This is a genomic window from Streptococcus sp., assembly GCF_030528045.1.
GTDB lineage: Bacteria > Bacillota > Bacilli > Lactobacillales > Streptococcaceae > Streptococcus.
In genome coordinates this window covers 1-24,957 of the sequence record NZ_JAUMZR010000015.1, presented here as the reverse complement: position 1 = coordinate 24,957, position 24,957 = coordinate 1, and the positions used below count along the sequence as shown (strand labels likewise).

Annotated in this window: 22 protein-coding genes and 2 pseudogenes; 15 read left to right on the top strand and 9 right to left on the bottom strand. The window is 41.9% G+C overall.

The features are described 5' to 3' along the window. The first annotated feature begins 79 nt into the window (after positions 1-79). The 5 genes from Q4A91_RS04170 (at position 80) to dltD (ending at position 5,734) form a co-directional block, all read left to right on the top strand. On the top strand, positions 80-1,453 hold the full coding sequence (locus tag Q4A91_RS04170) for a M20/M25/M40 family metallo-hydrolase (protein ID WP_303207606.1): 1,374 nt from the start codon (positions 80-82) through the stop codon (positions 1,451-1,453). Then, positions 1,446-2,507: a methionine ABC transporter ATP-binding protein gene (locus Q4A91_RS04165; protein WP_303207604.1), complete on the top strand. Its 1,062-nt coding sequence runs from the start codon at positions 1,446-1,448 to the stop codon at positions 2,505-2,507. The genes Q4A91_RS04170 and Q4A91_RS04165 overlap by 8 nt, the downstream gene beginning before the upstream one ends. A 1-nt stretch (position 2,508) precedes the next feature. After that, entirely contained in the window at positions 2,509-3,201 is a 693-nt protein-coding gene (locus Q4A91_RS04160) for a methionine ABC transporter permease (protein ID WP_303207602.1), read from the top strand. A 158-nt stretch (positions 3,202-3,359) separates the two neighbouring features. Next, positions 3,360-4,514 carry a D-alanyl-lipoteichoic acid biosynthesis protein DltB gene (gene dltB / locus Q4A91_RS04155; protein WP_303207600.1) on the top strand — a complete coding sequence of 385 codons (1,155 nt, stop codon included), beginning with the start codon at positions 3,360-3,362 and terminating at the stop codon, positions 4,512-4,514. A 47-nt stretch (positions 4,515-4,561) separates the two neighbouring features. Continuing rightward, positions 4,562-5,734 carry a D-alanyl-lipoteichoic acid biosynthesis protein DltD gene (dltD, locus tag Q4A91_RS04150; RefSeq protein ID WP_303207598.1) on the top strand — a complete coding sequence of 391 codons (1,173 nt, stop codon included), beginning with the start codon at positions 4,562-4,564 and terminating at the stop codon, positions 5,732-5,734. Between the two features lie 174 nt (positions 5,735-5,908). Here the strand turns inward: dltD and Q4A91_RS04145 are convergent, their stop codons facing one another. Further along, positions 5,909-6,478: an MptD family putative ECF transporter S component gene (locus Q4A91_RS04145; protein WP_303207596.1), complete on the bottom strand. Its 570-nt coding sequence runs from the start codon at positions 6,476-6,478 to the stop codon at positions 5,909-5,911. A 133-nt stretch (positions 6,479-6,611) separates the two neighbouring features. Between Q4A91_RS04145 and Q4A91_RS04140 the strand changes: the two genes are divergently transcribed. From Q4A91_RS04140 to nrdI, 5 genes are read left to right on the top strand one after another with little or no spacing between them, the layout of a single operon-like run. Continuing rightward, complete coding sequence (locus tag Q4A91_RS04140) at positions 6,612-7,226, top strand: YesL family protein (protein WP_061428224.1); 615 nt, start codon at positions 6,612-6,614, stop codon at positions 7,224-7,226. Then, entirely contained in the window at positions 7,204-8,874 is a 1,671-nt protein-coding gene (locus Q4A91_RS04135; RefSeq protein WP_303207592.1) for a sensor histidine kinase, read from the top strand. The genes Q4A91_RS04140 and Q4A91_RS04135 overlap by 23 nt, the downstream gene beginning before the upstream one ends. Positions 8,875-8,885: 11 nt before the next feature. Beyond that, entirely contained in the window at positions 8,886-10,172 is a 1,287-nt protein-coding gene (locus Q4A91_RS04130) for a response regulator transcription factor (RefSeq protein WP_303207590.1), read from the top strand. A 58-nt stretch (positions 10,173-10,230) separates the two neighbouring features. Further along, positions 10,231-10,764: an ABC transporter permease gene (locus tag Q4A91_RS04125; RefSeq protein WP_303207588.1), complete on the top strand. Its 534-nt coding sequence runs from the start codon at positions 10,231-10,233 to the stop codon at positions 10,762-10,764. A gap of 25 nt (positions 10,765-10,789) precedes the next feature. Then, positions 10,790-11,260, top strand: a complete 471-nt coding sequence (gene nrdI, locus Q4A91_RS04120) for a class Ib ribonucleoside-diphosphate reductase assembly flavoprotein NrdI (RefSeq protein WP_000724244.1) — start codon at positions 10,790-10,792, stop codon at positions 11,258-11,260. An 81-nt stretch (positions 11,261-11,341) separates the two neighbouring features. Here nrdI and Q4A91_RS04115 read toward each other — a convergent pair. From Q4A91_RS04115 to argS, 3 genes and pseudogenes are all read right to left on the bottom strand, one after another. Beyond that, a pseudogene (locus Q4A91_RS04115) lies at positions 11,342-12,540 on the bottom strand (NRAMP family divalent metal transporter). A gap of 251 nt (positions 12,541-12,791) precedes the next feature. Further along, entirely contained in the window at positions 12,792-13,037 is a 246-nt protein-coding gene (locus tag Q4A91_RS04110; RefSeq protein WP_000084865.1) for a hypothetical protein, read from the bottom strand. A 326-nt stretch (positions 13,038-13,363) separates the two neighbouring features. Continuing rightward, a complete protein-coding gene (gene argS / locus Q4A91_RS04105; protein ID WP_303207584.1) occupies positions 13,364-15,055 on the bottom strand; it encodes an arginine--tRNA ligase in 1,692 nt (563 codons plus the stop codon). A 154-nt stretch (positions 15,056-15,209) separates the two neighbouring features. Here argS and argR point away from each other — a divergent pair, with 154 nt between their 5' ends. Next, positions 15,210-15,656, top strand: a complete 447-nt coding sequence (argR, locus tag Q4A91_RS04100; RefSeq protein ID WP_303207582.1) for an arginine repressor — start codon at positions 15,210-15,212, stop codon at positions 15,654-15,656. Positions 15,657-15,706: 50 nt separating this feature from the next. Beyond that, positions 15,707-18,241, top strand: a complete 2,535-nt coding sequence (gene mutS, locus Q4A91_RS04095) for a DNA mismatch repair protein MutS (RefSeq protein WP_303207580.1) — start codon at positions 15,707-15,709, stop codon at positions 18,239-18,241. A 39-nt stretch (positions 18,242-18,280) separates the two neighbouring features. Here the strand turns inward: mutS and Q4A91_RS04090 are convergent, their stop codons facing one another. Further along, entirely contained in the window at positions 18,281-18,739 is a 459-nt protein-coding gene (locus tag Q4A91_RS04090) for a DUF3021 domain-containing protein (RefSeq protein ID WP_303207578.1), read from the bottom strand. Further along, the gene (locus tag Q4A91_RS04085; protein ID WP_303207576.1) at positions 18,736-19,176 is read right to left on the bottom strand and encodes a LytTR family DNA-binding domain-containing protein; all 441 of its coding nucleotides are present in this window, start codon (positions 19,174-19,176) and stop codon (positions 18,736-18,738) included. The genes Q4A91_RS04090 and Q4A91_RS04085 overlap by 4 nt, the downstream gene beginning before the upstream one ends. Before the next feature lie 208 nt (positions 19,177-19,384). On the opposite strand from Q4A91_RS04085, the gene mutL reads away from it, so the two are divergent. Continuing rightward, complete coding sequence (mutL, locus tag Q4A91_RS04080; protein WP_303207574.1) at positions 19,385-21,334, top strand: DNA mismatch repair endonuclease MutL; 1,950 nt, start codon at positions 19,385-19,387, stop codon at positions 21,332-21,334. 152 nt (positions 21,335-21,486) lie between these two features. Here the strand turns inward: mutL and Q4A91_RS04075 are convergent, their stop codons facing one another. After that, positions 21,487-21,984, bottom strand: coding sequence for a helix-turn-helix domain-containing protein (locus Q4A91_RS04075; protein ID WP_303207572.1), 498 nt, complete (start codon positions 21,982-21,984; stop codon positions 21,487-21,489). Between the two features lie 159 nt (positions 21,985-22,143). On the opposite strand from Q4A91_RS04075, the gene ruvA reads away from it, so the two are divergent. Together ruvA and Q4A91_RS04065 are read left to right on the top strand one after the other, a co-directional pair. Further along, complete coding sequence (ruvA, locus tag Q4A91_RS04070) at positions 22,144-22,737, top strand: Holliday junction branch migration protein RuvA (RefSeq protein ID WP_303207570.1); 594 nt, start codon at positions 22,144-22,146, stop codon at positions 22,735-22,737. Positions 22,738-22,746: 9 nt separating this feature from the next. Then, positions 22,747-23,310: a DNA-3-methyladenine glycosylase I gene (locus Q4A91_RS04065; protein WP_303207568.1), complete on the top strand. Its 564-nt coding sequence runs from the start codon at positions 22,747-22,749 to the stop codon at positions 23,308-23,310. 83 nt (positions 23,311-23,393) lie between these two features. On the opposite strand, the pseudogene Q4A91_RS04060 reads toward Q4A91_RS04065, so the two are convergent. Together Q4A91_RS04060 and Q4A91_RS04055 are read right to left on the bottom strand one after the other, a co-directional pair. Continuing rightward, a pseudogene (locus Q4A91_RS04060) lies at positions 23,394-23,656 on the bottom strand (SemiSWEET family transporter). A gap of 105 nt (positions 23,657-23,761) precedes the next feature. Next, the gene (locus Q4A91_RS04055; protein WP_303207566.1) at positions 23,762-24,796 is read right to left on the bottom strand and encodes a S66 peptidase family protein; all 1,035 of its coding nucleotides are present in this window, start codon (positions 24,794-24,796) and stop codon (positions 23,762-23,764) included. Positions 24,797-24,957 lie beyond the last annotated feature (161 nt).

Sequence of the window (24,957 nt, the reverse complement as noted above, 5' to 3'; positions counted from 1 at the left end):
TTTTGTATAGAGAGTTGATTTTAAAGAGGCACTTGTGGTCGTTCTGAAGACACAAGTACGTAGTAGAAAGAGAGAGAAAATGGTTTTTCCTAGCGAACAAGAGCAGATTGAAAAATTTGAAAAGGATCATGTGGCCCAACATTATTTTGAAGTCTTGCGCACCTTAATTTCTAAGAAATCAGTCTTTGCCCAACAGGTTGGACTCAAGGAGGTCGCAAACTATCTGGGTGAGATTTTCAAGCGTGTAGGGGCTGAAGTGGAGATTGATGAGAGCTACACGGCTCCCTTTGTCATGGCGCATTTCAAGAGTTCGCGTCCGGATGCCAAGACCTTGATCTTCTATAATCACTATGACACCGTGCCAGCGGATGGCGATCAGGTGTGGACAGAGAATCCTTTTACCCTTTCTGTGCGAAATGGCTTTATGTATGGGCGTGGGGTTGACGACGACAAAGGCCACATCACGGCTCGTTTGAGTGCTTTGAGAAAGTATATGCAGCACCATGATGATCTGCCTGTCAATATCAGCTTTATCATGGAAGGGGCAGAGGAGTCTGCTTCCATGGATCTAGATAAGTATTTAGAGAAACACGCAGACAAACTTCGTGGGGCGGACTTGCTAGTCTGGGAACAAGGGACCAAGAACGCCTTGGAACAGCTGGAAATCTCTGGCGGAAACAAGGGAATTGTAACCTTTGATGCTAAGGTGAAAAGTGCGGATGTGGATATCCACTCGAGTTATGGTGGTGTCGTGGAGTCAGCACCTTGGTATCTCCTACAGGCTCTAAGTAGCCTGCGCGCTGCAGATGGTCGTATCTTGGTAGAAGGCTTGTACGAGGATGTTCAAGAGCCAAATGAACGAGAATTAGCCTTGGTAGATGCCTACGCCCAACGCAATCCTGAGGAAATCAGTCGTATTTATGGCTTGGAATTGCCTCTCTTACAAGAGGATCGTGTAGCCTTCCTAAAACGTTTCTTTTTCGAGCCAGCCCTTAATATCGAAGGGATTCGGTCAGGTTATCAAGGTCAAGGGGTGAAAACGATTTTGCCAGCAGAAGCCAGTGCTAAGCTAGAGGTTCGTTTGGTTCCTGACCTAGAACCGCATGATGTTCTGGAAAAAATTCGGAAACAGCTAGACAAAAATGGCTTTGATAAGGTAGAATTATACTATACCTTGGGAGAGATGAGCTATCGAAGCGATATGAGCGCACCAGCCATTCTCAATGTGATCGAGTTGGCCAAGAAATTCTATCCACAGGGCGTTTCAGTCTTGCCGACCACAGCGGGGACAGGGCCCATGCATACGGTCTTTGATGCCCTAGAGGTACCAATGGTGGCCTTCGGTCTAGGAAATGCCAATAGCCGAGACCACGGTGGAGATGAAAATGTGCGAATCGCCGATTACTACACCCATATTGAATTAGTAGAGGAGCTGATTAGAAGCTATGAGTAGAGATATTATCAAGTTAGATCAGATTGATGTGACTTTTCACCAAAAGAAGAGAACCATCACAGCGGTCAAGGATGTGACCATTCACATCCAAGAAGGGGATATCTACGGAATCGTTGGATATTCTGGAGCAGGGAAATCAACCCTTGTACGGGTGATTAACCTCTTGCAAAAGCCATCTGCTGGGAAAATTACCATTGATAACGACGTTATTTTTAACGGCAGAGTGACCTTAACAGCAGAGCAGTTGCGTCGTAAGCGTCAAAACATTGGGATGATTTTCCAGCATTTTAATCTGATGAGTCAAAAGACAGCTGAGGAAAATGTAGCCTTTGCCCTCAAACACTCTGGACTCAGCAAGGAAGAAAAGAAAGCCAAAGTAGCTAAGTTGTTAGACTTGGTTGGCTTGGCGGATCGTGCTGAAAACTACCCTTCACAACTATCTGGAGGTCAAAAACAGCGTGTTGCCATTGCGCGTGCCTTGGCAAATGATCCGAAAATTTTGATTTCAGATGAGTCAACGTCTGCCCTTGACCCTAAAACAACCAAGCAAATTTTGGCCTTGTTGCAAGATTTGAACCAAAAATTAGGCTTGACGGTTGTCTTGATTACGCATGAAATGCAGATTGTCAAAGACATTGCCAACCGTGTGGCGGTTATGCAGGATGGGCGTTTGATTGAAGAGGGCAGTGTCCTTGAAATCTTCTCAGACCCTAAACAACCTTTGACACAGGACTTTATCTCAACAGCCACAGGTATTGACGAAGCCATGGTCAAGATTGAGAAGCAAGAAATCGTAGAACATTTATCTGAGAACAGTATTTTAGTGCAGCTCAAGTATGCAGGGGCTTCGACAGACGAACCACTTTTAAATGAATTGTACAAACATTACCAAGTAACGGCTAATATCCTCTATGGAAATATCGAAATTCTCGATGGCACTCCTGTTGGAGAATTGGTGGTGGTCTTGTCAGGTGAAAAAGCAGCGCTAGTAGGTGCTCAAGATGCCATTCGTCAGGCTGGTGTGCAGTTAAAAGTATTGAAGGGAGGACAGTAAGATGGACTCATTGATTCAAACCTATTTACCAAATGTCTACAAGATGGGCTGGGCTGGTCAGGCAGGCTGGGGAACGGCTATCTACCTAACTCTTTATATGACAGTTCTTTCTTTCATCATCGGAGGGTTCTTGGGATTGGTAGCAGGTCTCTTCCTCGTCTTGACAGCGCCAGGTGGTGTCTTGGAAAATAAGGTTGCCTTTTGGATTTTAGACAAGATTACCTCTATTTTCCGTGCGGTTCCTTTCATCATCCTCTTGGCAATCATGTCGCCACTTTCTCACTTGATCGTCAAGACTAGTATCGGGCCAAATGCAGCCCTTGTCCCACTTTCTTTTGCGGTCTTTGCCTTCTTTGCCCGTCAGGTGCAGGTTGTCTTGGCTGAGTTGGATGGCGGTGTCATTGAGGCTGCTCAAGCAAGCGGAGCGACCTTCTGGGATATCGTGGGTGTTTACCTATCAGAAGGTCTTCCAGATTTGATTCGTGTGACGACTGTGACCTTGATTTCCCTTGTTGGGGAAACAGCTATGGCGGGAGCAGTTGGTGCTGGTGGTATCGGTAACGTAGCCATCGCTTATGGATTCAACCGCTACAATCACGATGTGACTATCTTGGCAACCATTATTATCATTTTGATTATCTTTACAATCCAGTTCTTGGGAGATTTCTTGACCAAGAAACTAAGTCATAAATAATGGAAGGAGTTCAAAGGGACTCCTTTTTGTTTTCTCACCGAAATGCAAGAAGGATAAAGCTTCTTTTTAGAAATATGCTATAATAAACAAAGGTCCCCAATTAGCAAATCAGAAAGTTTGCTGTAGAAGGGATGATAACGTAAAGGAGTTTGGCTGGTATGAATTATTTCGAGGGGAATGAGTTTTTCCTTCTCTTATTTGTAGTTTTACTGATTGGTTTTGTGGTAAACTTTTTTAAAAAACGTAAGGACTACTATATTTTGGCGCTCTCCCTCTTATTTGCAGGAGCTATCTATGGTAAGAGCCGAGCGATGATTGTCTATTTACTCGCCTTTATCGTTTACCAGTATTTTCTGGTTTTTCTAGCACCGAGGATAGAGGCAAAGCGGCTGAAACCACTGGTTTTCCTTTCCATTCTTCCTTTGGTGATCAATAAAGTCTTTGCCCTGACTTCTCTGCATTTGTTGACCTTTATTGGAATTTCTTACATGTCCTTTAAGACCATTCAGATCATACTAGAGATATCGGATGGCTTGATCAAAGAAAAAATCAGTGTAAAAGATTATCTACAGTTTTTGCTCTTTTTTCCAACAGTTAGTGCTGGTCCAATTGATCGGAGTAGGAGATTTTTAAAAGAGATAAACGAGGTCATGCCACGAAAAGAGTATCTAGAGTTAGCAGGGGACGGTGTGTATCGTATCGTTCTAGGCCTTCTTTACAAGATTGTTTTATCAACCTATGTTTACCAGATCTTACTCGCTCTAAATAATACTGGCACAGTCGTTTACTCAATCAAGTATATGTACCTCTATACCTTGTATCTGTTCTTTGACTTTGCAGGCTATAGTCTAATGGCCGTTGGAAGTAGTAATATTCTAGGTATTCAGACACCGATGAACTTTAACAAACCTTTCTTGAGTGTCGATATCAAAGATTTCTGGACCAGATGGCATATCACCTTGTCGACCTGGTTGAGAGATTTTGTATTTTCAAGAGTATTGATGCAAGTTATCAGGAAAAAATGGTTTAAAAATAGACTACACAATGCAACCTATGCCTATATGGTCAATATGTTGGTCATGGGTTTTTGGCATGGTCTTAGTGTTAGTTACATTGTCTATGGTTTTTATCATGGTGTCTTGATGGCTGGATTTGAAGTGTATCAAAAGAAAAGTAATTTTTATAAGAAAAATAAAAACAAAAACTGGTATAAGCTACTAAGTTGGTTTGTGACCATGAATTTGGTTATGATTGGTTTCTTTATCTTTTCAGGTGAACCCTATAAAATCTTACTGACGACTTTAAAGAGATAAGAGATTGAGAAGAAATCGAACAGATCGAAGGGATAGGATAAAACGAGATGATTAAATTAAAAGCATTTTTACTATCGCTTGTGCTCGTAATTGCGACGCTTGCCTTTTTAAATGTGACGTATGTCAAGAAGATTGATGATTATTATAAAGTCAAGGATAACAGTATTCGTTATAGCACCTCGTATGAAAAGTATAAAAGTAGAGATATTCTAACAAGCAATATCACCCCCAATACACTGGTTCTAATGGGTTCCTCAGAGTTGGTTGCGACGATAAATGAAGACTATCATCCAAATAAAATTTTTAACTACAACGATTTTAATATCATGCAGATTGGGACCAGTTATTCTCAAAATATCATTCAGGCTACGACCTTGGGGTCTATTGAAGGATCTATGAGTAAGCGAAAAGTGGCTATAGTAGAGTCTGTTCAGTGGTTTGAAAAAGATGGGACCCATCAAGATGCCTTTTTGAACAAGGCTTCTCAGGAACATATTTTCCACATGCTAGATAATGACAAGATTAGTAAAGAAACGAAAGAAAAACTAATCAATCGCATTATCGAGATTACCAAGGGGAATAAGCAACAAAATGACATCTACAAAAAATACAAAAGTTATTTCATAGATGGAAAAGGAACCATTGTTGATAAAAAACTATTAGAGTTTGAGAACGCGATGTATTCCTTTAAGCTCAAACGAAAATTTTATGAAAATCATGAGAAATCAGATTATCCTTCACTAGGAGACAAAACCCCAGACTATGATTGGGAAAAGATGACGGATCAGTTTGTGGAAGAGGTCAAAAAGAAAACAGACAATAATGACTATGCTGTTGATAATAACTACTACAATACTTACTTAAAAGATCGCTATGCATCGCTGAAAGATTCTAATAAAGATTTGAGCTATCTAGAATCACCAGAGTATTCTGATATGGAACTTTTCTTGACAGTTGCCAAAGAATTGGGAATTGAAGTTGAGGTTATTATTTTCCCAGTAAACGGGAAATGGAATGACTACACTGGTGTCTCAAGAGAGATGCGAGAAAAAACTTATAAAAAAATAGAAGATGTCGCAAAAAGTCATGGTGCAGCCGTATTAAACTATGGAAACAGAGAGTATGATGATTACTTTTTATTTGACGTGATGCACGTTGGAGTGAAAGGATGGATGGAAGTTGAAAAAGAACTTTACAAATTTGCAAACCAAGCTAACTAACACACATCGTTTAATCTTGTGGACACTATTTTTTTATACGGTTATCTTGAGCATCGTAATTTACTGTTTTGTGACCGATTTTTCGAATATTCAAGAATTTATCTATAGTGAATTTTAAGATTGTATACAAAAAGGCCCTGGAACTAGGCATAGCTAGTCTTCAGGGCTTTTACCTTATAGTTTATCAGCTATTTTTTGACTTAGAAATTGCCCAACCACAGCCCCAATCAAGGCACCTAGGAGGATGCTTGAAACAAAGAGAAGGATTTTGTCCAACTCTGGAGCGACCATGATACGGTCGATATATTCTTGGGATTTCCCACGCGCAAGTAAGGTAGCCACGTAAGCTTTGGGACGGATCCACATGAGGAAGATAGGGCCACTTGTGCTAAAAGCAAAGACGAGGAAGGAGAGGATGTTTTTGATTCGGTCTTTGTAGTTTCCGAGACGAGCGATGGCATCTGCTGCAAGACCACAGGCGAGTCCTGGGAGAAAGGCACCAGCGCCATGCTTGCTAGCTAGGAAGAAAAGTGCCATAAAAAGACCTAGAATCGTGATAGCACCAAAACGAGGGACCTTCGCCAAAAGAAGCATATAGACACTGCCACCGACAAGGGCAGAAAAGGCAGGTGCGTAGAACATATTGCCTGTTTGATCGACCAGGTGTCCTAGTAGGACTCCAATCCCTACACAGAGAAAGTAGAGGACGGCGGCCAAGAGGGTGGTTAAGATATTTTTCTTCATGAGAATCTCCTTGATGCGAATTAACAAAACCAATTGTATCACGCTTTTTGAGGATTGTAAATGGGAGTTCTATATTTTTGAAAACGTTTGAAATATGATATAATAGTTACATCGTTAGTTTAAGGAGAGTAGCATGGGAAAATTTCTAGAATTCGTCTTTAATCGTATCTTTTTGGGAATGATGGCGACGGCTTATTTCTGGCTATTAACACTAGCAGGAGGAGTGATCTTTGGTTTGGCCCCCGCTAGTGCAACTCTTATGAGTTTGTATGCGGAACATGGTTATACTTATCGAGCCTACCATTTGAAGGAAGCTTGGGAATTGTATAAGAGTAATTTTGTCAAGAGCAATCTGGCTTTCTATAGTTTTGTGTTTGTTGATCTTGTCCTAGTTTATGGTTTGTATCTTCTAGTTCAATTGCCCCACCAGACGATTTTCCACCTCTTGGCGACCTTTCTCAATGTCCTTGTAGTTGCTCTTGTCTTTCTAGCCTATACTGTGTCCTTGAAACTTCAGGTGTACTTTGATTTATCCTACCAAAATACCTTGAAACTATCCCTTATCGGGATTTTTATGAGCCTACCTGCGATTGCCAAGGTTTTACTCGGGTCTGCACTCCTTGTAGGAGTTGGTTATTATATGCCTGCCTTGCTCTTTTTTGTAGGAATTGGAATGTGGCATTTCTTTATCAGTGATATGTTGGAACCTATTTATGAAAGTATCCATGAAAAATTGGCGACAAAATAGAATGAAGCAGTTCTGGCTTCACTCTCTCTTACGGATTTATAGTTTGGTTATGATCGTGGTCATTGCCAGTTTTGCGATTATGCTCTCGTATGCTGACTGGGATTCACGTGAGAAAGAAGCCCAACGGGTTGCAGAACGTGTGACCACTCGGACAGTGAGTGAAGTGGAATACTATCACAGAGAGTCAACCCGACTTGCTCAGTCTCTGGTTGAAAATCAGGCCCGCATCGAAGGAATTTACAAGTATTTTAGTCTCAGCACACCAGACTATTTCTATTGGCAATTAGAGCGTAAAACTTCACCTTATATCTCGGTTTCCCTGTATGAAAATATTGATGACCTCTATGTTCGGAATGATTTTGTGACTGGAGTGGCTATTGTTCTTCAGGACTACAAGGAAGTCTATGTTTCGACTAGAGAAAAACGCAGTGGAGAGAAAATTCCTGCGGAGGGTTTTAAGCCAACAGCCAATAGTTTTGCCATTCCTGTTTCCGATCCTGTGTCTGACAAGGATTTAGGAGTGATCTATATCTCCCTATCCCCAGATGTTTTACATGGCGCTATTGACAATACTCGGGGTCATATCCCAATGGCTGTAACAGTAACTTCGCCTTTTGAGACCGAGATGTTCCATATTGGGGAGAAGGTCTCAGCCGAGCGAGAAAACTGGTTTGTGGGTGTCACCTCTCATGGTTATCAGGTTCGAGTTGCTGTTCCTAAAAATTTTGTTCTTACAGGAACTTTGACGAGTTCAGCTGTCATTATTGGGCTAAGTATTCTTTTTATCATTATTTTGTACGTGACCCTTAGACAGACTTTTTCAAATTACCAAAAGCAGGTCGTAGACCTAGTAGATTCGATCGAGGTGATTGCTCAAGGGGAAGAAGGCCTTCGAATTGATACCTCTGAAAAAGACCAAGAGTTGCTTCTCATTGCAGAAACAACCAATGATATGTTGGATCGCCTGGAAAAAAATATCCACGATATCTATCAGCTAGAGCTCAGTCAAAAAGATGCCAATATGCGAGCTCTACAGGCTCAAATCAATCCTCACTTTATGTACAATACTCTGGAGTTTTTACGGATGTATGCCGTCATGCAAAGTCAGGATGAACTGGCAGATATTATCTATGAATTTAGTAGCTTGTTACGCAACAATATCTCCGACGAGCGGGAAACGACGTTAAAGCAGGAGTTGGAATTTTGCCGAAAATATAGCTATCTCTGTATGGTGCGTTATCCTAAATCCATTGCCTATGGTTTCAAGATTGCACCAGAATTGGAAGAAATGAGGATTCCAAAATTTACACTCCAACCATTAGTAGAAAACTACTTTGCCCATGGTGTTGACCATCGCAGAACGGATAATGTCATCAGTATCAAAGCCTTGAAGGGCCAAGGATTCGTTGAAATCTTAGTGGAAGACAATGGTCGAGGAATGCCCGCTGAGAAACTAGCTAGCTTGCAAGAAAAATTAGCTCAGAGAAGTTTTGAACACGAGGCAAGCTATAGTGGAGAGCGGCAATCAATTGGAATAGTAAATGTACACGAACGCTTTGTTCTCTACTTTGGGGAACGCTACCAAATCAGTGTAGAGTCAGCTGAGCAAGAAGGTGTTCGTTACCATATCACTATCCAGGATGAATAGAAAGGGTAGAAATGTATAAAGTTTTATTAGTAGACGATGAGTACATGATGACAGAGGGGCTCAAGCGATTAATCCCCTTTGAAAAATGGGATATGCAAGTCGTCGCAACTGCTAATCACGCAGATGATGCTTTGGACTACGTCAAGGGAAATCCAGTAGATGTGGTCATTTCCGATGTCAACATGCCAGATAAGACCGGACTTGAGATGATTAGGGAAATGAAAGAGCTACTTCCAGATACCTATTATATCTTGCTGTCTGGTTATCAGGAGTTTGACTACGTCAAAAAAGCCATGAACCTTAGTGTCGTGGATTATCTGGTCAAGCCAGTAGACAAGGTGGAGTTGGGCAATTTATTAGAAAAAATTGCGCAACAGCTTCAGGAAAAGGTGGAGCAAAGTCAGACCCTCAGTCAAGAATTGGATGAGACAGGATTTACGAACTACCTGTCAGGTAAAGCCAGCTGGTGGATTGGTCTATCTAAGGAAAAGCAAGGCTCTTTTACCATTCCTTACTATGTTTTGGGACAAGATTGGCAGATTTTCATATCTGATCAACCACTCGATGGCATCGTCGTAACCCCATTTGAAGCACCCTACCAGCATTCCTTTGAGAATTGGAAGATTAATGCTGAAAAAGCCCTCTTCTACGGTTCAGTTAATCTAGAAAAATCCGAGAGTCTATTTGCTTATTACGAACCTATTTATCGGGTGATTATCCAAGGGAATATCAATCAAATCATCGAAGAATTAACCCTACTAGAGAAGGTTGTTTTGGAGAATACTCCGCGAGTGGCCATCACGAAGCAGCTCTTCACCCAGTTTGTCATGGATGTCTTTCATTTGTTTGAACACCTAAAAGCAGATGATATGACCGAGATAGTCAAAGCTATCCATGCCATTACCACCTTTGAAGAATTGGTTTCCTATATCAAAGAAACCTTGACCAAGTTCTTTGGTCAGTACCGCATGAATGAAAATGTGGTGAGCGTGCTGGAGGTGATTGGGCGTGATTATCAGAAAGAGCTCTCACTTAAGGACATCAGCAAGGATCTCTTTATCAATCCTGTCTATCTCGGTCAGTTGATTAAGAGGGAAACCAACTCGACTTTTGCGGAATTGCTCAATAAACAGCGAATTAAGGCAGCGCAGCAACTCTTACTGGCGACCAGTGATAGCATCGAAGATATTTGCTATGCAGTTGGCTATAGTAATGTTGGATATTTCTACAAGGTTTTCCGTAAATTGTGCGGAAAATCACCGAAAGCTTATCGGAAACAAGTTGAAACCAGCTTGTAAAAGTTGTATTCCTGTACAAAAAATGCTATAATGTTCAAAATATCTTATGGAGGAAAACATGAAAAAGAATCCTATTTATCTTTGGGTCTTGTTAGTCCTATCAGCCCTCATTTCATCTATGTCATTATTTGGAATCTTGAGTCCATTGCCAAGTAAAGAGGTGCTTCGTGCTAGCCTGGCGAATAGCGGGACGCTTACTGCTCAGCAATTAGAAGACACAGTCAACTATACTTACCAAGTAACAGCGTCATCGCACTCTATTTTTAATATGTTGTTGATTGTTTTATCTGCAATTTTAGTTGTAGTAGCTTTTGTATTTCTCCTACGTAAAAATGTGCAATTCGCAAACTATGCTTATATTGGCTATGTTTTACTAGCGATTGTTGGTTTGGTTTATAGCTATATGAACGTTCAAGATGCGGTTCAATTAATCAAAGATACTACCCTCGGCCTAGGAATGGGAGCATTAGCACAAGGAACGAATATTTTGTTCATCATTATCAATGTTCTCTTTTTAGCCTTAGTCTTTTACAAGATGTGGCGCCAACAAAAAGATTTGGCTGAAGAAGTCGAAGCAGAAGAAGTTGCCTAAGTATTGACAAAAAATCGAGGTCAACATGAAAAAAATATCCCTAGTGTATATCAGTCTGAGTGGGAATACAGAGAGTTTTGTAACCCGACTCAAGGACTATCTCTTGTCTCAGTATGAGGGAATTGAGGTCCAAAAAATCCATATCAAGGATTTGGTCAAGGAAGGCCAAGAATTCTTTGAAATGGAACATCCCTATGTCGCTTTCTTGCCGACCTATCTGGAAGGTGGAAATGGTGTCGATAACGGCGATGTTGAGATTCTAACAACTCCAGTGGGGGATTTTATCGCTTATGGAGACAATGCTAGTAAGTGTTTTGGGGTAGTGGGATCTGGGAATCGCAATTTTAACAATCAATACTGCCTGACAGCCAAGCAGTATAGCCAGCGCTTTGGCTTCCCGGTCCTAGCAGACTTTGAAATGCGTGGTATGTTGGGAGATATTAAAAAAGTCGCAGCGATCATTGCAGATTTGTATGAGTTAGAGACAGAAAAATAAAGTAGTACTGAGGGGCAGTTGAGATTTTCAACTGCTTTTCGTGTATGCAAAAAGCACCCCGTAAGGGTGCCATTTTATAAACTATCCTGCTTTTCCGATGGCAAGTGCATAGATAAAGAAAATAGCAAAGCCAAAGAGGAAAATCAATCCTGCGATAGCGAGGAGTTTTAGCCAAGAAGGAAGATTTTTATTCTCATGTGTCACCAATACATAGTTCAAAAGAGCGAAGAATGATGTTGTCAGGAAAGAACCGATCATGGCAAAGCGAAGCATGGCGGAAACTTGTCCAGCAAAGAACTTGATGATGACGATACCGATAATAGCTGTGAGGGTCATCCAGATGTTCAAAGATTTGCGAGTATCCTCTTTTTGACGAATCAAGAGTCCTGATTGACACGAGAGTAGCCATCGATAACGGTGATAACCGTTCCAAAGATACAAAGAAAGGCGATAAAGGTAATCAAATAACGGGACCATTCTCCAAGAACAGAGGCATACATACCCACAAACTGAGAAATGTACTTAGCTGAAGCAACTTCAACTGCCTGCCCGGTAGGATACTGAATCAGTGCTCCTAGTGCCACGAAGAATACAGCTAGGATAGCAGTTCCAATATGACCAACGTTAAAGTCGAAAAGGGCGTCCGCTGTATTAAAGTTGACGGTCTTTTTCTTTTCAGCAGACCAGAGTGAATTGATGGCAGAAATCTCAATAGGAGCAGGTATCTATCCTAAGAGGGAAACGATAAAAGGGAGGGCCGCCATTTGCCAAGGTGTCTTTTCGACAAAATTAGAGCTGTATTCTGGATGTTTAATTGCTGCAATGATAACTGTAAGAACAGTTGCAATGGTCAAAGCAGATATGATCCATTTTGCCATACCATCCAATAGTTTGTAGCCGCCAAAGAGTAGCATGGCCCAAATGACTGCAACAAGGATAAGGGGCCATTGAGTGATACTAAGACCAATCATTGGGAAGGCGCTAGCGATGATAGCTGAGCAAAGGATAGCGACTCCAGCTGTATTAACCATAGTAGAGAAAACATTGAGGACAAAGAAAATCCAGAGATAGAGTTTCCCTTTTTCGGCGTAGCCTTCTACCAAGGTCTTGCCAGTGTCGGCAGTATATTCGGCACCAAAACGGAAAAATGGATATTTAAAAACATTGGCCAAGATAACCAAGAGGAGTAGTGCCCACCCATAAGAACCACCAGCTTGAGTAGAGGATACGATATGAGAACCTCCAACGGCTGCAGAAGCCATTAGAATTCCTGGCCCCATTGCCTTTAGTTTGCTTGCCTAGGTTGACTGGTTTGATAACGTAACTTGTGACATAATAAACGCTCCTATTTTTGAATTTTCAGAATAATCTGAATAGATAGCTACTATTCTACAAAAAACTTAAAGGAAATGCAAGAATATTTTGAAAAAATATAGAAAATTACAGAAAACTTTACATGTACTGATGAAATTTCTCCAAGGAGAATATGGTAAGCCTAAAAAATCCGAGAAGAAAGCTTCTCGGATTTTGATTATTTCAATTGATCTGTGACGTCTTTTGAGAGCAACATTCCCAGATGGTAAGTTTTATTGATATGTGCAATGACATCATTGATATTTTCAGTCGTGTGAATTTTCTCTTTGATGTCAGACCTAAATGTCTCGTCCTTCAAGAGTTGCTCTTGGTAGAGTCTTTGAAGTCTTTCCTTCTCGTACTTATTGAGCAGAAAAAGGAAAACCAAGCTAAGTACAACGAGAATATAAGCATATTGGCTCATAGGAAATCTCCCAGTGTGATAAAGAAATAGTAAAAGTGAATAAATTGTTTCATTGAACAGCTGCAAGGCCGAATAAAATATAAATGTTATTTTGCCTCAATCTTTCAGATTGCTTTGCAATCAAGTGATCTGAAAGATTACATACAATCAATATGATTTGATTGACCAATTTAGTGAGGTGTTTAGGCAAGTGTCTCTGGTTACGACGTAAAGAAACATAAATCGACAATATTTATGTTTCTTTACTAGTGAAGCAGTTAGCTAGTCCGCATATAGCGGCTAGCGTCTAACAATTAGGAACTTTAGTTCCAATTGTTAGTGCTGAATCACATCTTCTCCGGCGCTTCTACTCCGAGCAAACGAAGAGCTTCTTTGAGGACGACTGCGGTTGCGTAGCTGAGTGCTAGACGACTGTCGCGCTCAGGACTTTCATCTAGGATACGTGTATGTGCATAATATTTGTTAAAGGCTTGAGCCAAACTAATCGCAAATTTCGCAATGATAGAAGGTTCAAAATTATCTGCTGCACGATTGATAATACGCGGGAAGTCTTGGAGTAGTTTAATGATTTCCCAGCTTTCAGCATCATTCAGGCTGTAGTTGCCCGCTGTATCTGGTTTGAAATCGGCTTTGCGCAAGATAGATTGGATACGAGCGTAGGCGTATTGAACGTAAGGTCCAGTTTCCCCTTCAAAGGATACCATAGCCTCAAGGTCGAAGTCGTATCCATTTGTACGGTCGGTCTTAAGATCATAGAACTTGATAGCCCCAACTCCAACAGCGTGGGCAACCTGGTCTTTATTTTCTAACTCAGGATTTTTCGCTTCGATTTGGGCCTTGGCACGACTAACAGCCTCAGCGATAGTCGGTTCTAGCAAGATGACATTTCCCTTACGAGTAGAGAGTTTTTTCCCTTCTTTTGTTACCAATCCAAACGGAACATGGACAATGTCTTGGCTCCAATCGTAGCCCATCTCTTGTAGTACTGCCTTGAGTTGTTTGAAGTGGGCAGATTGCTCTTGACCAACAACATAGATGGATTTTGCAAATTGGTATTCGTTTTTACGGTAGAGGGCTGCAGCCAAGTCACGTGTGATATAGAGAGTTGCACCATCAGATTTTTTGATAAGGGCTGGGTGTTCAATTCCATATTTCTCAAGATTGACAACTTGGGCTCCCTCTGACTCAACAAGAAGTCCTTTTTCAGCGAGAATGTCTACAACAGCATCCATCTTATCATTGTAGAAGGCTTCCCCGTTGTAGCTATCAAATTCGACTTGCAATTCATTGTAAAGGCTGTTAAATTCCACTAAACTTTCATCACGGAACCATTGCCAGAGAGCGAGGGCTTCCTCATCTCCATTTTCCAGTTTGCGGAACCATTCGCGTGCTTCTTCATCCAAGCTAGGGTCTTTTTCAGCTTCAGCATTGATGCGAACGTAGAGTTTAAGCAGTTCATCGATTGGATGTGCTTTAACGGCTTCCTCATTTCCCCATTTCTTGTAGGCAACGATCAACATTCCAAACTGTTTGCCCCAGTCTCCTAGGTGGTTGACCTTGACCGTTTGATAACCGATTTTTTGGAAAATATGTGATAAGCTATCTCCGATAACTGTTGAACGCAAGTGCCCAATAGAGAATGGTTTTGCGATATTGGGACTAGACATATCGATAACGACATTTTCTTGCTTGCCAATGGTTTGGCCAGCATAGTGATCTTTTTCAGTGATAACATCCTGTAATACCTGAGCCGAAATAGCACTTTTATCAAGGAAAAAGTTGATGTAAGGTCCAGTAGCAACAACCTTTTCAAAGGCTTGACTATTGATTTTTTTAGCAATATCTGCTGCAATCATTTGAGGAGCTTTACGCTCGACCTTTGCTAGAGAAAAGGCAGGGAAGGCGATGTCTCCCATTTCTGAGTTTTTAGGTGTTTCCAGTAAATTTAAAATAGCCTCTTGATCTAGGCTATCAATGACGCTAGCCAACTCGCTAGCAATCAATTCTTTTGTATTCATAAGGGCTCCTTTTGGGCTTTTTTACTATTTTAACACAATTTACTACATTTTTTGAGAAAGAAAAGAATTTTTTTGAATTATCTATTTTTTTTGGTATAATGTAGTTATAAAATAAATGTAAAACTTGTTATAAATATTCACTTAAGAGGATAATATGAGAAAAAGAGAACGGCATCAATTGATTAAAAAGATGATCACCGAAGAAAAACTTGGGACACAAAAAGAGATTCAAGATCGTTTAGAAGCTCGTAATGTTTATGTGACACAAACGACTTTGTCACGTGATTTGCGTGAAATCGGCTTGACCAAGGTTAAGAAAAATGATATGGTGTATTATGTACTAGCAAATGAGACAGATAAGATTGATTTAGTTGAGTTTTTGTCTCATCATTTAGAAGGTGTTGCAAGAGCTGAGTTCACATTGGTACTTCATACCAAACTTGGGAAAGCTGCAGTCTTAGCAAACATTGTAGATGCAAACAAGGATGAATGGATTTTAGGAACGGTTGCTGGTGCTAATACCTTATTGGTTATTTGTCGAGACCAGCACGTTGCCAAGCTGATGGAAGATCGTTTGCTAGATTTGATGAAAGATAAATAAGGTCTTGGGAGTTGCTCTCGAGACTTATTTTTAGCAAGGAGAGACGGAAAATGGCAACAGAAAAGCTATCACCCGGCATGCAACAGTATGTGGATATTAAGAAACAATACCCAGATGCTTTTTTGCTTTTTCGAATGGGTGATTTTTACGAGTTGTTCTATGAAGATGCAATTAATGCAGCGCAAATTTTAGAAATTTCCTTAACAAGTCGGAATAAAAATGCAGAAAATCCGATACCTATGGCAGGTGTCCCCTATCATTCTGCCCAACAGTATATCGATGTTCTGATTGAGCAGGGCTATAAAGTTGCCATTGCCGAACAGATGGAAGATCCCAAACAAGCGGTTGGTGTTGTCAAGCGAGAGGTGGTTCAGGTCATCACACCTGGAACGGTCGTTGATAGCAGTAAGCCCGATAGTCAGAATAATTTCTTGGTTGCCCTAGATCGTGATGGCAATCAATTTGGCTTAGCTTATATGGATCTAGTGACGGGTGATTTTTATGTGACGGGGCTATTGGATTTCACGTTGGTTTGTGGGGAAATCCGTAACCTCAAGGCTCGAGAAGTGGTGCTGGGTTATGACTTGTCTGAGGAAGAAGAACAAATCCTCAGCCGTCAGATGAATTTGGTGCTTTCTTATGAGAAGGAAGGCTTTGAGGATATTCATTTACTAGATCCACGATTGGCAGCTGTGGAGCAAGCGGCAGCTAGTAAGCTACTCCAGTATGTTCACCGGACCCAGATGCGGGAATTGAATCACCTTAAACCAGTTATTCACTATGAAATCAAAGATTTCTTGCAGATGGATTATGCGACCAAGGCTAGTCTGGATTTGGTTGAGAATGCCCGTTCAGGCAAGAAGCAAGGCAGTCTTTTCTGGCTTTTAGATGAAACCAAAACAGCTATGGGCATGCGGCTCTTGCGTTCTTGGATTCATCGTCCTTTGATTGATAAGGAGCGAATCGTCCAACGTCAAGACGTGGTGCAGGTCTTTCTTGACCACTTCTTTGAGCGCAGCGATTTAACGGATAGCCTCAAGGGTGTTTATGATATCGAACGCTTGGCTAGTCGGGTTTCTTTTGGAAAGACTAATCCAAAGGATCTCTTTCAGTTGGCGACCACCTTATCCAATGTACCACGGATTCGTGCGATTTTAGAAGGTATGGAGCAGCCTGCTCTGGGCTATCTTATCGCACAGTTGGATGCCATTCCTGAGTTGGAGAGCTTGATTAGTGCTGCCATTGCTCCTGAAGCTCCTCACGTGATTACGGAAGGTGGCATTATCCGTACGGGATTTGATGAGACCTTAGACAAGTATCGTCGTGTGCTCAGAGAAGGGACTAGCTGGATTGCTGAGATTGAGGCTAAGGAGCGGGAAAACTCTGGCATCAGCACGCTTAAGATTGACTACAATAAAAAGGACGGCTACTATTTCCATGTGACTAATTCGCAACTGGGAAATGTGCCAGCTCACTTTTTCCGCAAGGCAACGTTGAAAAACTCAGAACGCTTTGGTACCGAAGAATTAGCCCGTATCGAGGGGGATATGTTGGAGGCGCGTGAGAAGTCAGCCAATCTAGAATATGAAATCTTTATGCGTATCCGTGAGGAAGTCAGCAAGTACATCCAGCGTTTGCAGGCTCTAGCCCAAGGAATTGCGACCGTTGATGTCTTGCAAAGTCTGGCGGTTGTGGCTGAAACCCAGCATTTGATCCGACCTGAGTTTGGAGACGACTCACAAATCGCTATCCAGAAAGGTCGCCATGCTGTCGTCGAAAAGGTTATGGGAGCTCAGACCTATATTCCAAACAGTATCCAGATGTCAGAAGATACCAGTATTCAGCTGATTACGGGGCCCAACATGAGCGGGAAGTCCACCTATATGCGCCAACTAGCCATGACGGCGGTTATGGCCCAGATGGGTTCCTATGTTCCTGCTGAGAACGCCTACTTACCGATTTTTGATGCTATCTTTACCCGTATCGGAGCAGCAGATGACTTGGTTTCAGGTCAATCAACCTTTATGGTGGAGATGATGGAGGCTAACAATGCCATTTCGCATGCGACTAAGGACTCACTCATTCTCTTTGATGAATTGGGACGCGGAACTGCAACTTATGACGGGATGGCTCTTGCTCAGTCCATCATCGAATACATTCATGAACATATCGGAGCCAAAACCCTCTTTGCGACCCACTACCATGAGTTGACCAGTCTGGAGTCCAGCTTGAAAAACTTGGTCAATGTCCATGTGGCGACCTTGGAGCAGGATGGGCAGGTGACCTTCCTTCATAAGATCGAACCAGGACCAGCTGACAAATCCTACGGTATCCACGTTGCTAAGATCGCTGGCTTACCAGCAGAACTTTTAGCAAGGGCGGATAAGATTTTGACCCAACTGGAGAATCAAGGGAAGGAAAGTCCTGCTCCGATGAGACAAACAAGTGCTGTTACTGAACAGATATCACTCTTTGACGCGCCTGCAGAGCATCCTATCCTAGCAGAATTAGCTAAACTGGATGTGTACAATATGACACCTATGCAGGCTATGAATGTCTTGGTCGAGCTCAAACGAAAGTTATAAAAAGAGCCCACTCTCATTTTTGTGAGTGGGATTTTTCTATTACTTTTTATGAGCCAAGAGTTGATTGATGTGGTCTACTTTTTTAGCTTCTCTTTTATAGAGAATAACCCAGATGATAAGGTAGACGATCGCAAACTCTGGAATGAGCTGGAGATAGAAGGTCCAGTGGAAGGGGAACCAACCAGCCAGAGTCGCTAGTGGGACAAAGCCAGCCAGCATGAGGAAAAAATGGGAAATTGTTGCACGGAGTAAGCTCCAGTCACGGCTGAATAAACGACTGCCAAAGCTAAAGAGAACGCCGATAGCTGACCAGATAATCGTGCAGTAGAGCAAGACCAGAGCGCCGTGAACCTGATGTTGAACCATCGCTTGGCCGATGAGAGACTCGGGGCTTAGTGGGGCATAGGTATTTGGGGAATAAATGAGTGAAAAGAGGATAGAGAGGATGAGGCCGATAAGTACACCAGCGGCTGCATCGTGAAAGATTTGTTTTTTCATAGTTCTAATTTCTCCTTGATGGTTTTTAGGTAACGGCGTGAAGAGTAGGTGAAGCTTTCATTTTTTAGAAAGATTTCGACCAGGCCGTTGGGGGTTAGTTTGAGATGAGAGATAGAGTCAATATTAACGATTTCAGATTGGGAAATTTGGATAAAAGTGGTCGGCAAGAGTTCAAGAACCTGATAGAGTCGCAAATCAATGCTGTAGGTCTGACTGGCAGTTTCTGCTAGAACCTTTCGATTCTCGATATAGAAGCGCTGAATCTTACCAATTTCAACTAGATAGACCTGATCTTCAATCTTTCCTTTGATTGTTTCTTTTTGGTCAAGATTTTCTGCGAACTCGATGACTTTCTGGACTTTTTCGGTCGGCCGAGGAGCTTGGACAATCAGCTTTTCCTCCTTGTATGTCTCATTAATCTGTAGTTCTACTTTCATAAATTTCCCTCCTTTTCAGTTATACAAGGTTGTGATCACTTCCTGTACACCTTTATTAAACACTATTTTACGACCCATGGCAAGAGCTTTTGTCTATGTGGAGAGATTTGGAGTCTATGTGGTATTTGCTTTTTCTGGTAACATCTGAAATATGGTATAATAGCACTAATCAATTTCTAGGAAAATAGATACAGAAAGGGGCTGAAAGATGTCTCATATTATTGAATTGCCAGAAGTGTTGGCAAACCAGATCGCGGCAGGAGAGGTGATTGAACGTCCTGCCAGTGTGGTCAAAGAATTGGTAGAAAATGCCCTTGACGCGGGTTCTAGCCAGATTATCATTGAGATCGAGGAATCCGGTCTCAAGAAAATCCAAATCACCGATAATGGTCATGGAATTGCTCACGATGAGGTGGAATTGGCCTTGCGTCGACATGCGACCAGTAAGATAAAAAATCAAGCAGACCTCTTTCGGATTCGGACGCTTGGTTTTCGTGGTGAAGCCCTGCCCTCTATCGCTTCTGTCAGTGTCTTGACTCTATTGACAGCGGTGGATGGTGCGAGTCATGGGACTAAGCTCGTTGCGCGTGGGGGTGAAGTTGAGGAAGTCATCCCAGCGACTAGTCCTGTAGGAACCAAGGTTTGTGTGGAGGACCTCTTTTTCAACACGCCTGCCCGTCTCAAGTATATGAAGAGCCAGCAAGCGGAGTTGTCTCATATCATTGATATTGTCAACCGTCTGGGCTTGGCCCATCCGGAGATTTCCTTCAGTTTGATTAGTGATGGCAAGGAAATGACGCGGACAGCAGGGACTGGTCAACTGCGTCAAGCCATCGCAGGGATTTATGGTTTGACGAGTGCCAAGAAGATGATTAAAATTGAGAATTCTGACTTAGATTTCGAAATTTCAGGTTTTGTGTCTCTGCCTGAGTTAACTCGAGCTAATCGCAACTATATCAGCCTCTTCATCAATGGCCGTTATATCAAGAACTTTCTACTAAATCGCGCTATTCTTGACGGTTACGGAAGCAAACTCATGGTAGGGCGTTTTCCACTGGCTGTCATTCACATCCATATTGACCCCTATCTAGCTGATGTCAATGTGCATCCAACCAAACAAGAAGTGCGGATTTCTAAGGAAAGAGAACTGATGGCGCTGCTTTCAGAAGCTATTTCAAATAGTCTCAAGGAACAAGCCTTGATTCCTGATGCTTTAGAAAATCTTGCCAAGTCGACCGTGCGCAATCATCAAAAGGTAGAGCAAACTATTCTCCCACTCAAAGAAAATACGCTTTACTATGAAAAAACAGAACTCTCAAAACCTAGTCAAGCTGAGGTGGCTGACCACCAGGTTGAATTAACTGAGGAGGGTAGGGACCTAACCCTGTTTGCTAAAGAAACTTTGGACCAATTGACTAAGCCAGCAAAACTGCATTTTGCAGAGAGAAAGCCTGCTAACTACGACCAACTAGACCATCCAGAGTTAGATCTAGCTAGCCTCGATAAGGCTTATGATAAGCTGGAGCGAGAAGAAGCGTCCAGCTTCCCAGAGTTGGAGTTTTTCGGACAAATGCACGGGACTTATCTCTTTGCCCAAGGGCGAGATGGGCTTTATATCATAGACCAGCATGCGGCGCAGGAACGAGTTAAGTACGAGGAATACCGAGAAAGCATCGGCAATGTTGACCAGAGTCAGCAACAACTCCTAGTTCCCTATATCTTTGAATTTCCTGCGGATGATGCCCTTCGTCTCAAGGAAAGAATGCCTCTCTTAGAGGAAGTAGGTGTCTTTCTAGCAGAGTACGGAGAAAATCAATTTATCCTGCGTGAGCATCCTATCTGGATGGCCGAAGAGGAAATCGAATCAGGCATCTATGAAATGTGTGATATGCTCCTCTTGACCAAGGAAGTTTCGATCAAGAAATACCGAGCAGAGCTGGCTATTATGATGTCCTGCAAGCGGTCTATCAAGGCAAACCATCGCATCGATGACCACTCAGCCAGACAACTCCTCTATCAGCTCTCTCAATGTGACAATCCTTACAACTGTCCCCACGGACGCCCTGTTTTGGTGCATTTCACCAAGTCGGATATGGAAAAGATGTTCCGACGCATTCAGGAGAATCATACCAGCCTCCGAGAGTTGGGGAAATATTAAGAACACAAAAAGCCTTTGTTCCTTTTCGAACAAGGCTTTTTAGTTTTTCTAAAGTGGGAACTTGATTGGACATGGGCAGCTTGACACGAAGTTTACACTCGCTTGACAAGACCAGTCCTATAAAAAGTGTTGTGAAAACTGAACTAGGTAATTCAAGATTTTGTAGAGTCGTCTTTGTCGGAAGGATTCTCAGGACCAATTACCTTATCAAGATAACGTTGTTTGGTTTTGAGAGCCTTGCTGATAGCAATCGCTGAAGCAATCAAAAGAACGAAGGTCAGCCAAATCCAGGCGGTGAACTCGGCTGGTAAACTCGAACCAGCTAAAAAGAGATAGATAGCCAGAGCCAAGACGAAAATATAAATCACTTGCCAGAGACCAAAGGATTTAACCTCTTTATAGTATTTGTCCTTGTCTTCCTCCAAGATCACTTCTGTAGAAGCTTTTTCAGAGTTTTCATCCAGTAGTAGATAGTCAGTTGTTACTTGGAAAATCTTGCTTAATTCAATGATTTTTTCGATTTCTGGAAGGACTTGTCCAGACTCCCATTTTGAGATGCTTTGCCGAGAAACATTGATTTGTTCTGCTAGCTTTTCCTGGGACCAACCTTTTTCCTTTCTGAGTTCAAATAGTTTTTCTGCGAGTTTCATGATTCTATCCTCCTTTTTCTACTTCTATCCTAACAATTTTTACTTATAATGAGAATACAATCTCCTGTACTATTTGTCAACCAGAGGTTGCACCTTTTGTTGCAGTCTGTTTTGGGGGAATATGGTATACTAGATAGGCAAAATAATGGAGAAAAAACTATGTACGAATATCTAAAAGGAATCATTGCCAAAATCACTGCCAAATATATCGTTCTTGAAACCAACGGTATCGGTTATATCTTGCATGTAGCCAATCCCTATGCTTACTCAGGCCAGGTCAATCAAGAGACACAAATTTATGTGCACCAAGTTGTCCGTGAGGACGCACATCTGCTTTATGGTTTTCGATCAGAAGATGAGAAAAAGCTCTTTCTCAGCTTGATTTCGGTTTCTGGGATTGGTCCTGTGTCAGCTCTTGCTATTATCGCAGCCGATGACAATGCTGGCTTGGTTCAAGCAATCGAGACTAAGAACATCACCTACTTGACTAAGTTCCCTAAAATCGGTAAGAAAACTGCCCAGCAGATGGTGCTGGACTTGGAAGGAAAGGTAGTTGTGGCTAGTGATGACCTTCCTGCCAAGGTGGCAGTGCAAACCAGCGTTGAAAACCAAGAACTGGAAGAAGCTATGGAAGCCATGTTGGCACTGGGTTACAAGGCGACCGAACTTAAGAAAATCAAGAAATTCTTTGAAGGAACGACGGATACAGCTGAGAACTATATCAAGTCGGCCCTTAAGATGTTGGTCAAATAGGAGATTTTTATGACAAAACGCTGTGGTTGGGTTAAAATGAACAACCCATTATATGTGGCCTATCATGATGAAGAGTGGGGTCAACCCCTTCATGATGACCGTGCTCTTTTTGAGTTGCTTTGTTTGGAAACTTACCAGTCGGGTCTATCTTGGGAAACGGTACTAAACAAACGCCAAGGATTCCGAGAAGCATTTCATGGCTATCAAATTCAAGCGGTCGCGGAAATGACAGATGGGGAGTTGGAAGCATTGTTAGAGAATCCAGCCATCATCCGAAATCGTGCCAAGCTCTTTGCGACGCGTGCCAACGCCCAAGCATTTTTACAAATCCAGAAAACCTTTGGCTCTTTTGACGCTTATCTCTGGTCCTTTGTTGAGGGGAAAACGATCGTGAATGGTGTTCCTGACTATCACCTAGCGCCTGCTAAAACAGCCTTGTCTGAAAAGTTATCTCAAGATCTCAAAAAACGAGGATTCAAGTTCACAGGTCCAGTCGCCGTTTTAGCTTTTCTACAAGCAGCAGGTTTGATTGACGACCACGAAAATGATTGTGAGTGGAAAAGCGGAAGTTAGTGAGTCCAAGCGTCTAACTATCTGAGAATATAGAAAAAAGCTGAGAGATTTATCTCAGCTTTTTGATTATATGCTAGTAATTTTTATAGTGCAGTAAGAAATGTCAGTCCACCTAAGACAACGCCGGCTGAGTTTGGAATAATTAGTATCCAATCCTTCTTAGGTTCTTTTGTCCATCCGTAAATAACCCAAATTAAACAAGATACTGCTGCGGATAAAGGCTGGAATGGTTGAGCTTTGTTGCCTTGTAAATTGGCAAAAATTTGTGGGATGTAGGCGATAAATACAATAATCCCGATAAAGGCCCGATTGAACCGACAATTTGATTTATTTTTTGTTTAGTCATATACACCTCCTTCAAAAAGATATCATAGAAATAAGCAAAATGCAATAAATTCAGACATAAATTGTAACGAAAATCAATACCAAAGCACAAAAATGGAGAAATTGTTTATTTTTTGTTATAGTCAAAGCGAATGACTTGCTCCTGTGCATCTACATAGGCGTGAACGCCAAAGGGAACAATGGCTCTTGGCGTTGCGTGGCCGACATTCAGATTATAGACAATCGGGATATTGTTATCAATGATATCCAATAGTGCCTCTTTATAGTCGTTATAGAAAGTTTCATCCATAGGTTTTCCGACCAAGAGTCCACTGATGACCTCAAATACCCCAGTTTCTTTCAAAGTCTGCAACATTGTTTTGAAGTTTTCCGGCTCAGGTTTTTCTTCGCTTGTTTCTAGCAAGAGAATCTTTCCTTCCCAGTTGGATAAGTCAGGGAAGAGTTTGTACTTTTGGCAGAGCTCCGTGCTGTCTGCGTATCGAGAGTTGTCAAAGATATCATAAAGAGATTCAAGACAACCGCCGAGAATTTCTCCCTCAAACTGAGCACTTCCTTGCAACAAGTCAAAACCAGTATTTGCATGACTGACACGAGCTGTTCCCAGAGCCTTGGGACTAAAATCAGTCCGTTCCTCATACCAAACGTCGCTAGGGCGGATTTCTGAGATTCTTCCTGTCTTGATCAATTCTTTAAAGTAGTGAAAGCTATAGGGCAACATCTCCTTGTCCAATTCACAAATGTCTGCTAGAAAGGATTGCCCATAAAAAGTCTTGACCCCTAGTTTGTGCAACATAAGGTGGTTCATAGTGGTATCTGAGAAACCAAGAAAAATCTTTTGTTTGATAACTTTTTGAAGCTGATCGTTTTCAAAAAGGTAGGGTAGCAAGCGATAGGTATCATCCCCACCGATGGCGCATAGGATCATGTCGATGCTATCGTCCGAAAAGGCCTGCATCAAATCCTCTGCACGTGCCTCCGGATGGTCCTTGATAAAGTCTAACCCTTTTAGCGAATGGGGCAAAAAGACAGGATTGAGTCCCAAATCCTTGAGACGTTGGAGACCCGAGTCGACTTCGTGTTTGACAAAATCCTCTCCGATAACACCACTAGACAAACTAACGATACCAATAGTAGAAACCATATCTCATCCTCCTAGAAATAGATTGAGCCTATTTTATCATAAATGGTGAGAGAAAACTATAAGAATGAAACTCAGAAGTGCTATTGGATCTTAAGAAAGCAAGTGAAAAAGGGCTCTATGTCAACTGTAGTGGGTGACCTATAACTAAGCACGAGAGGAGA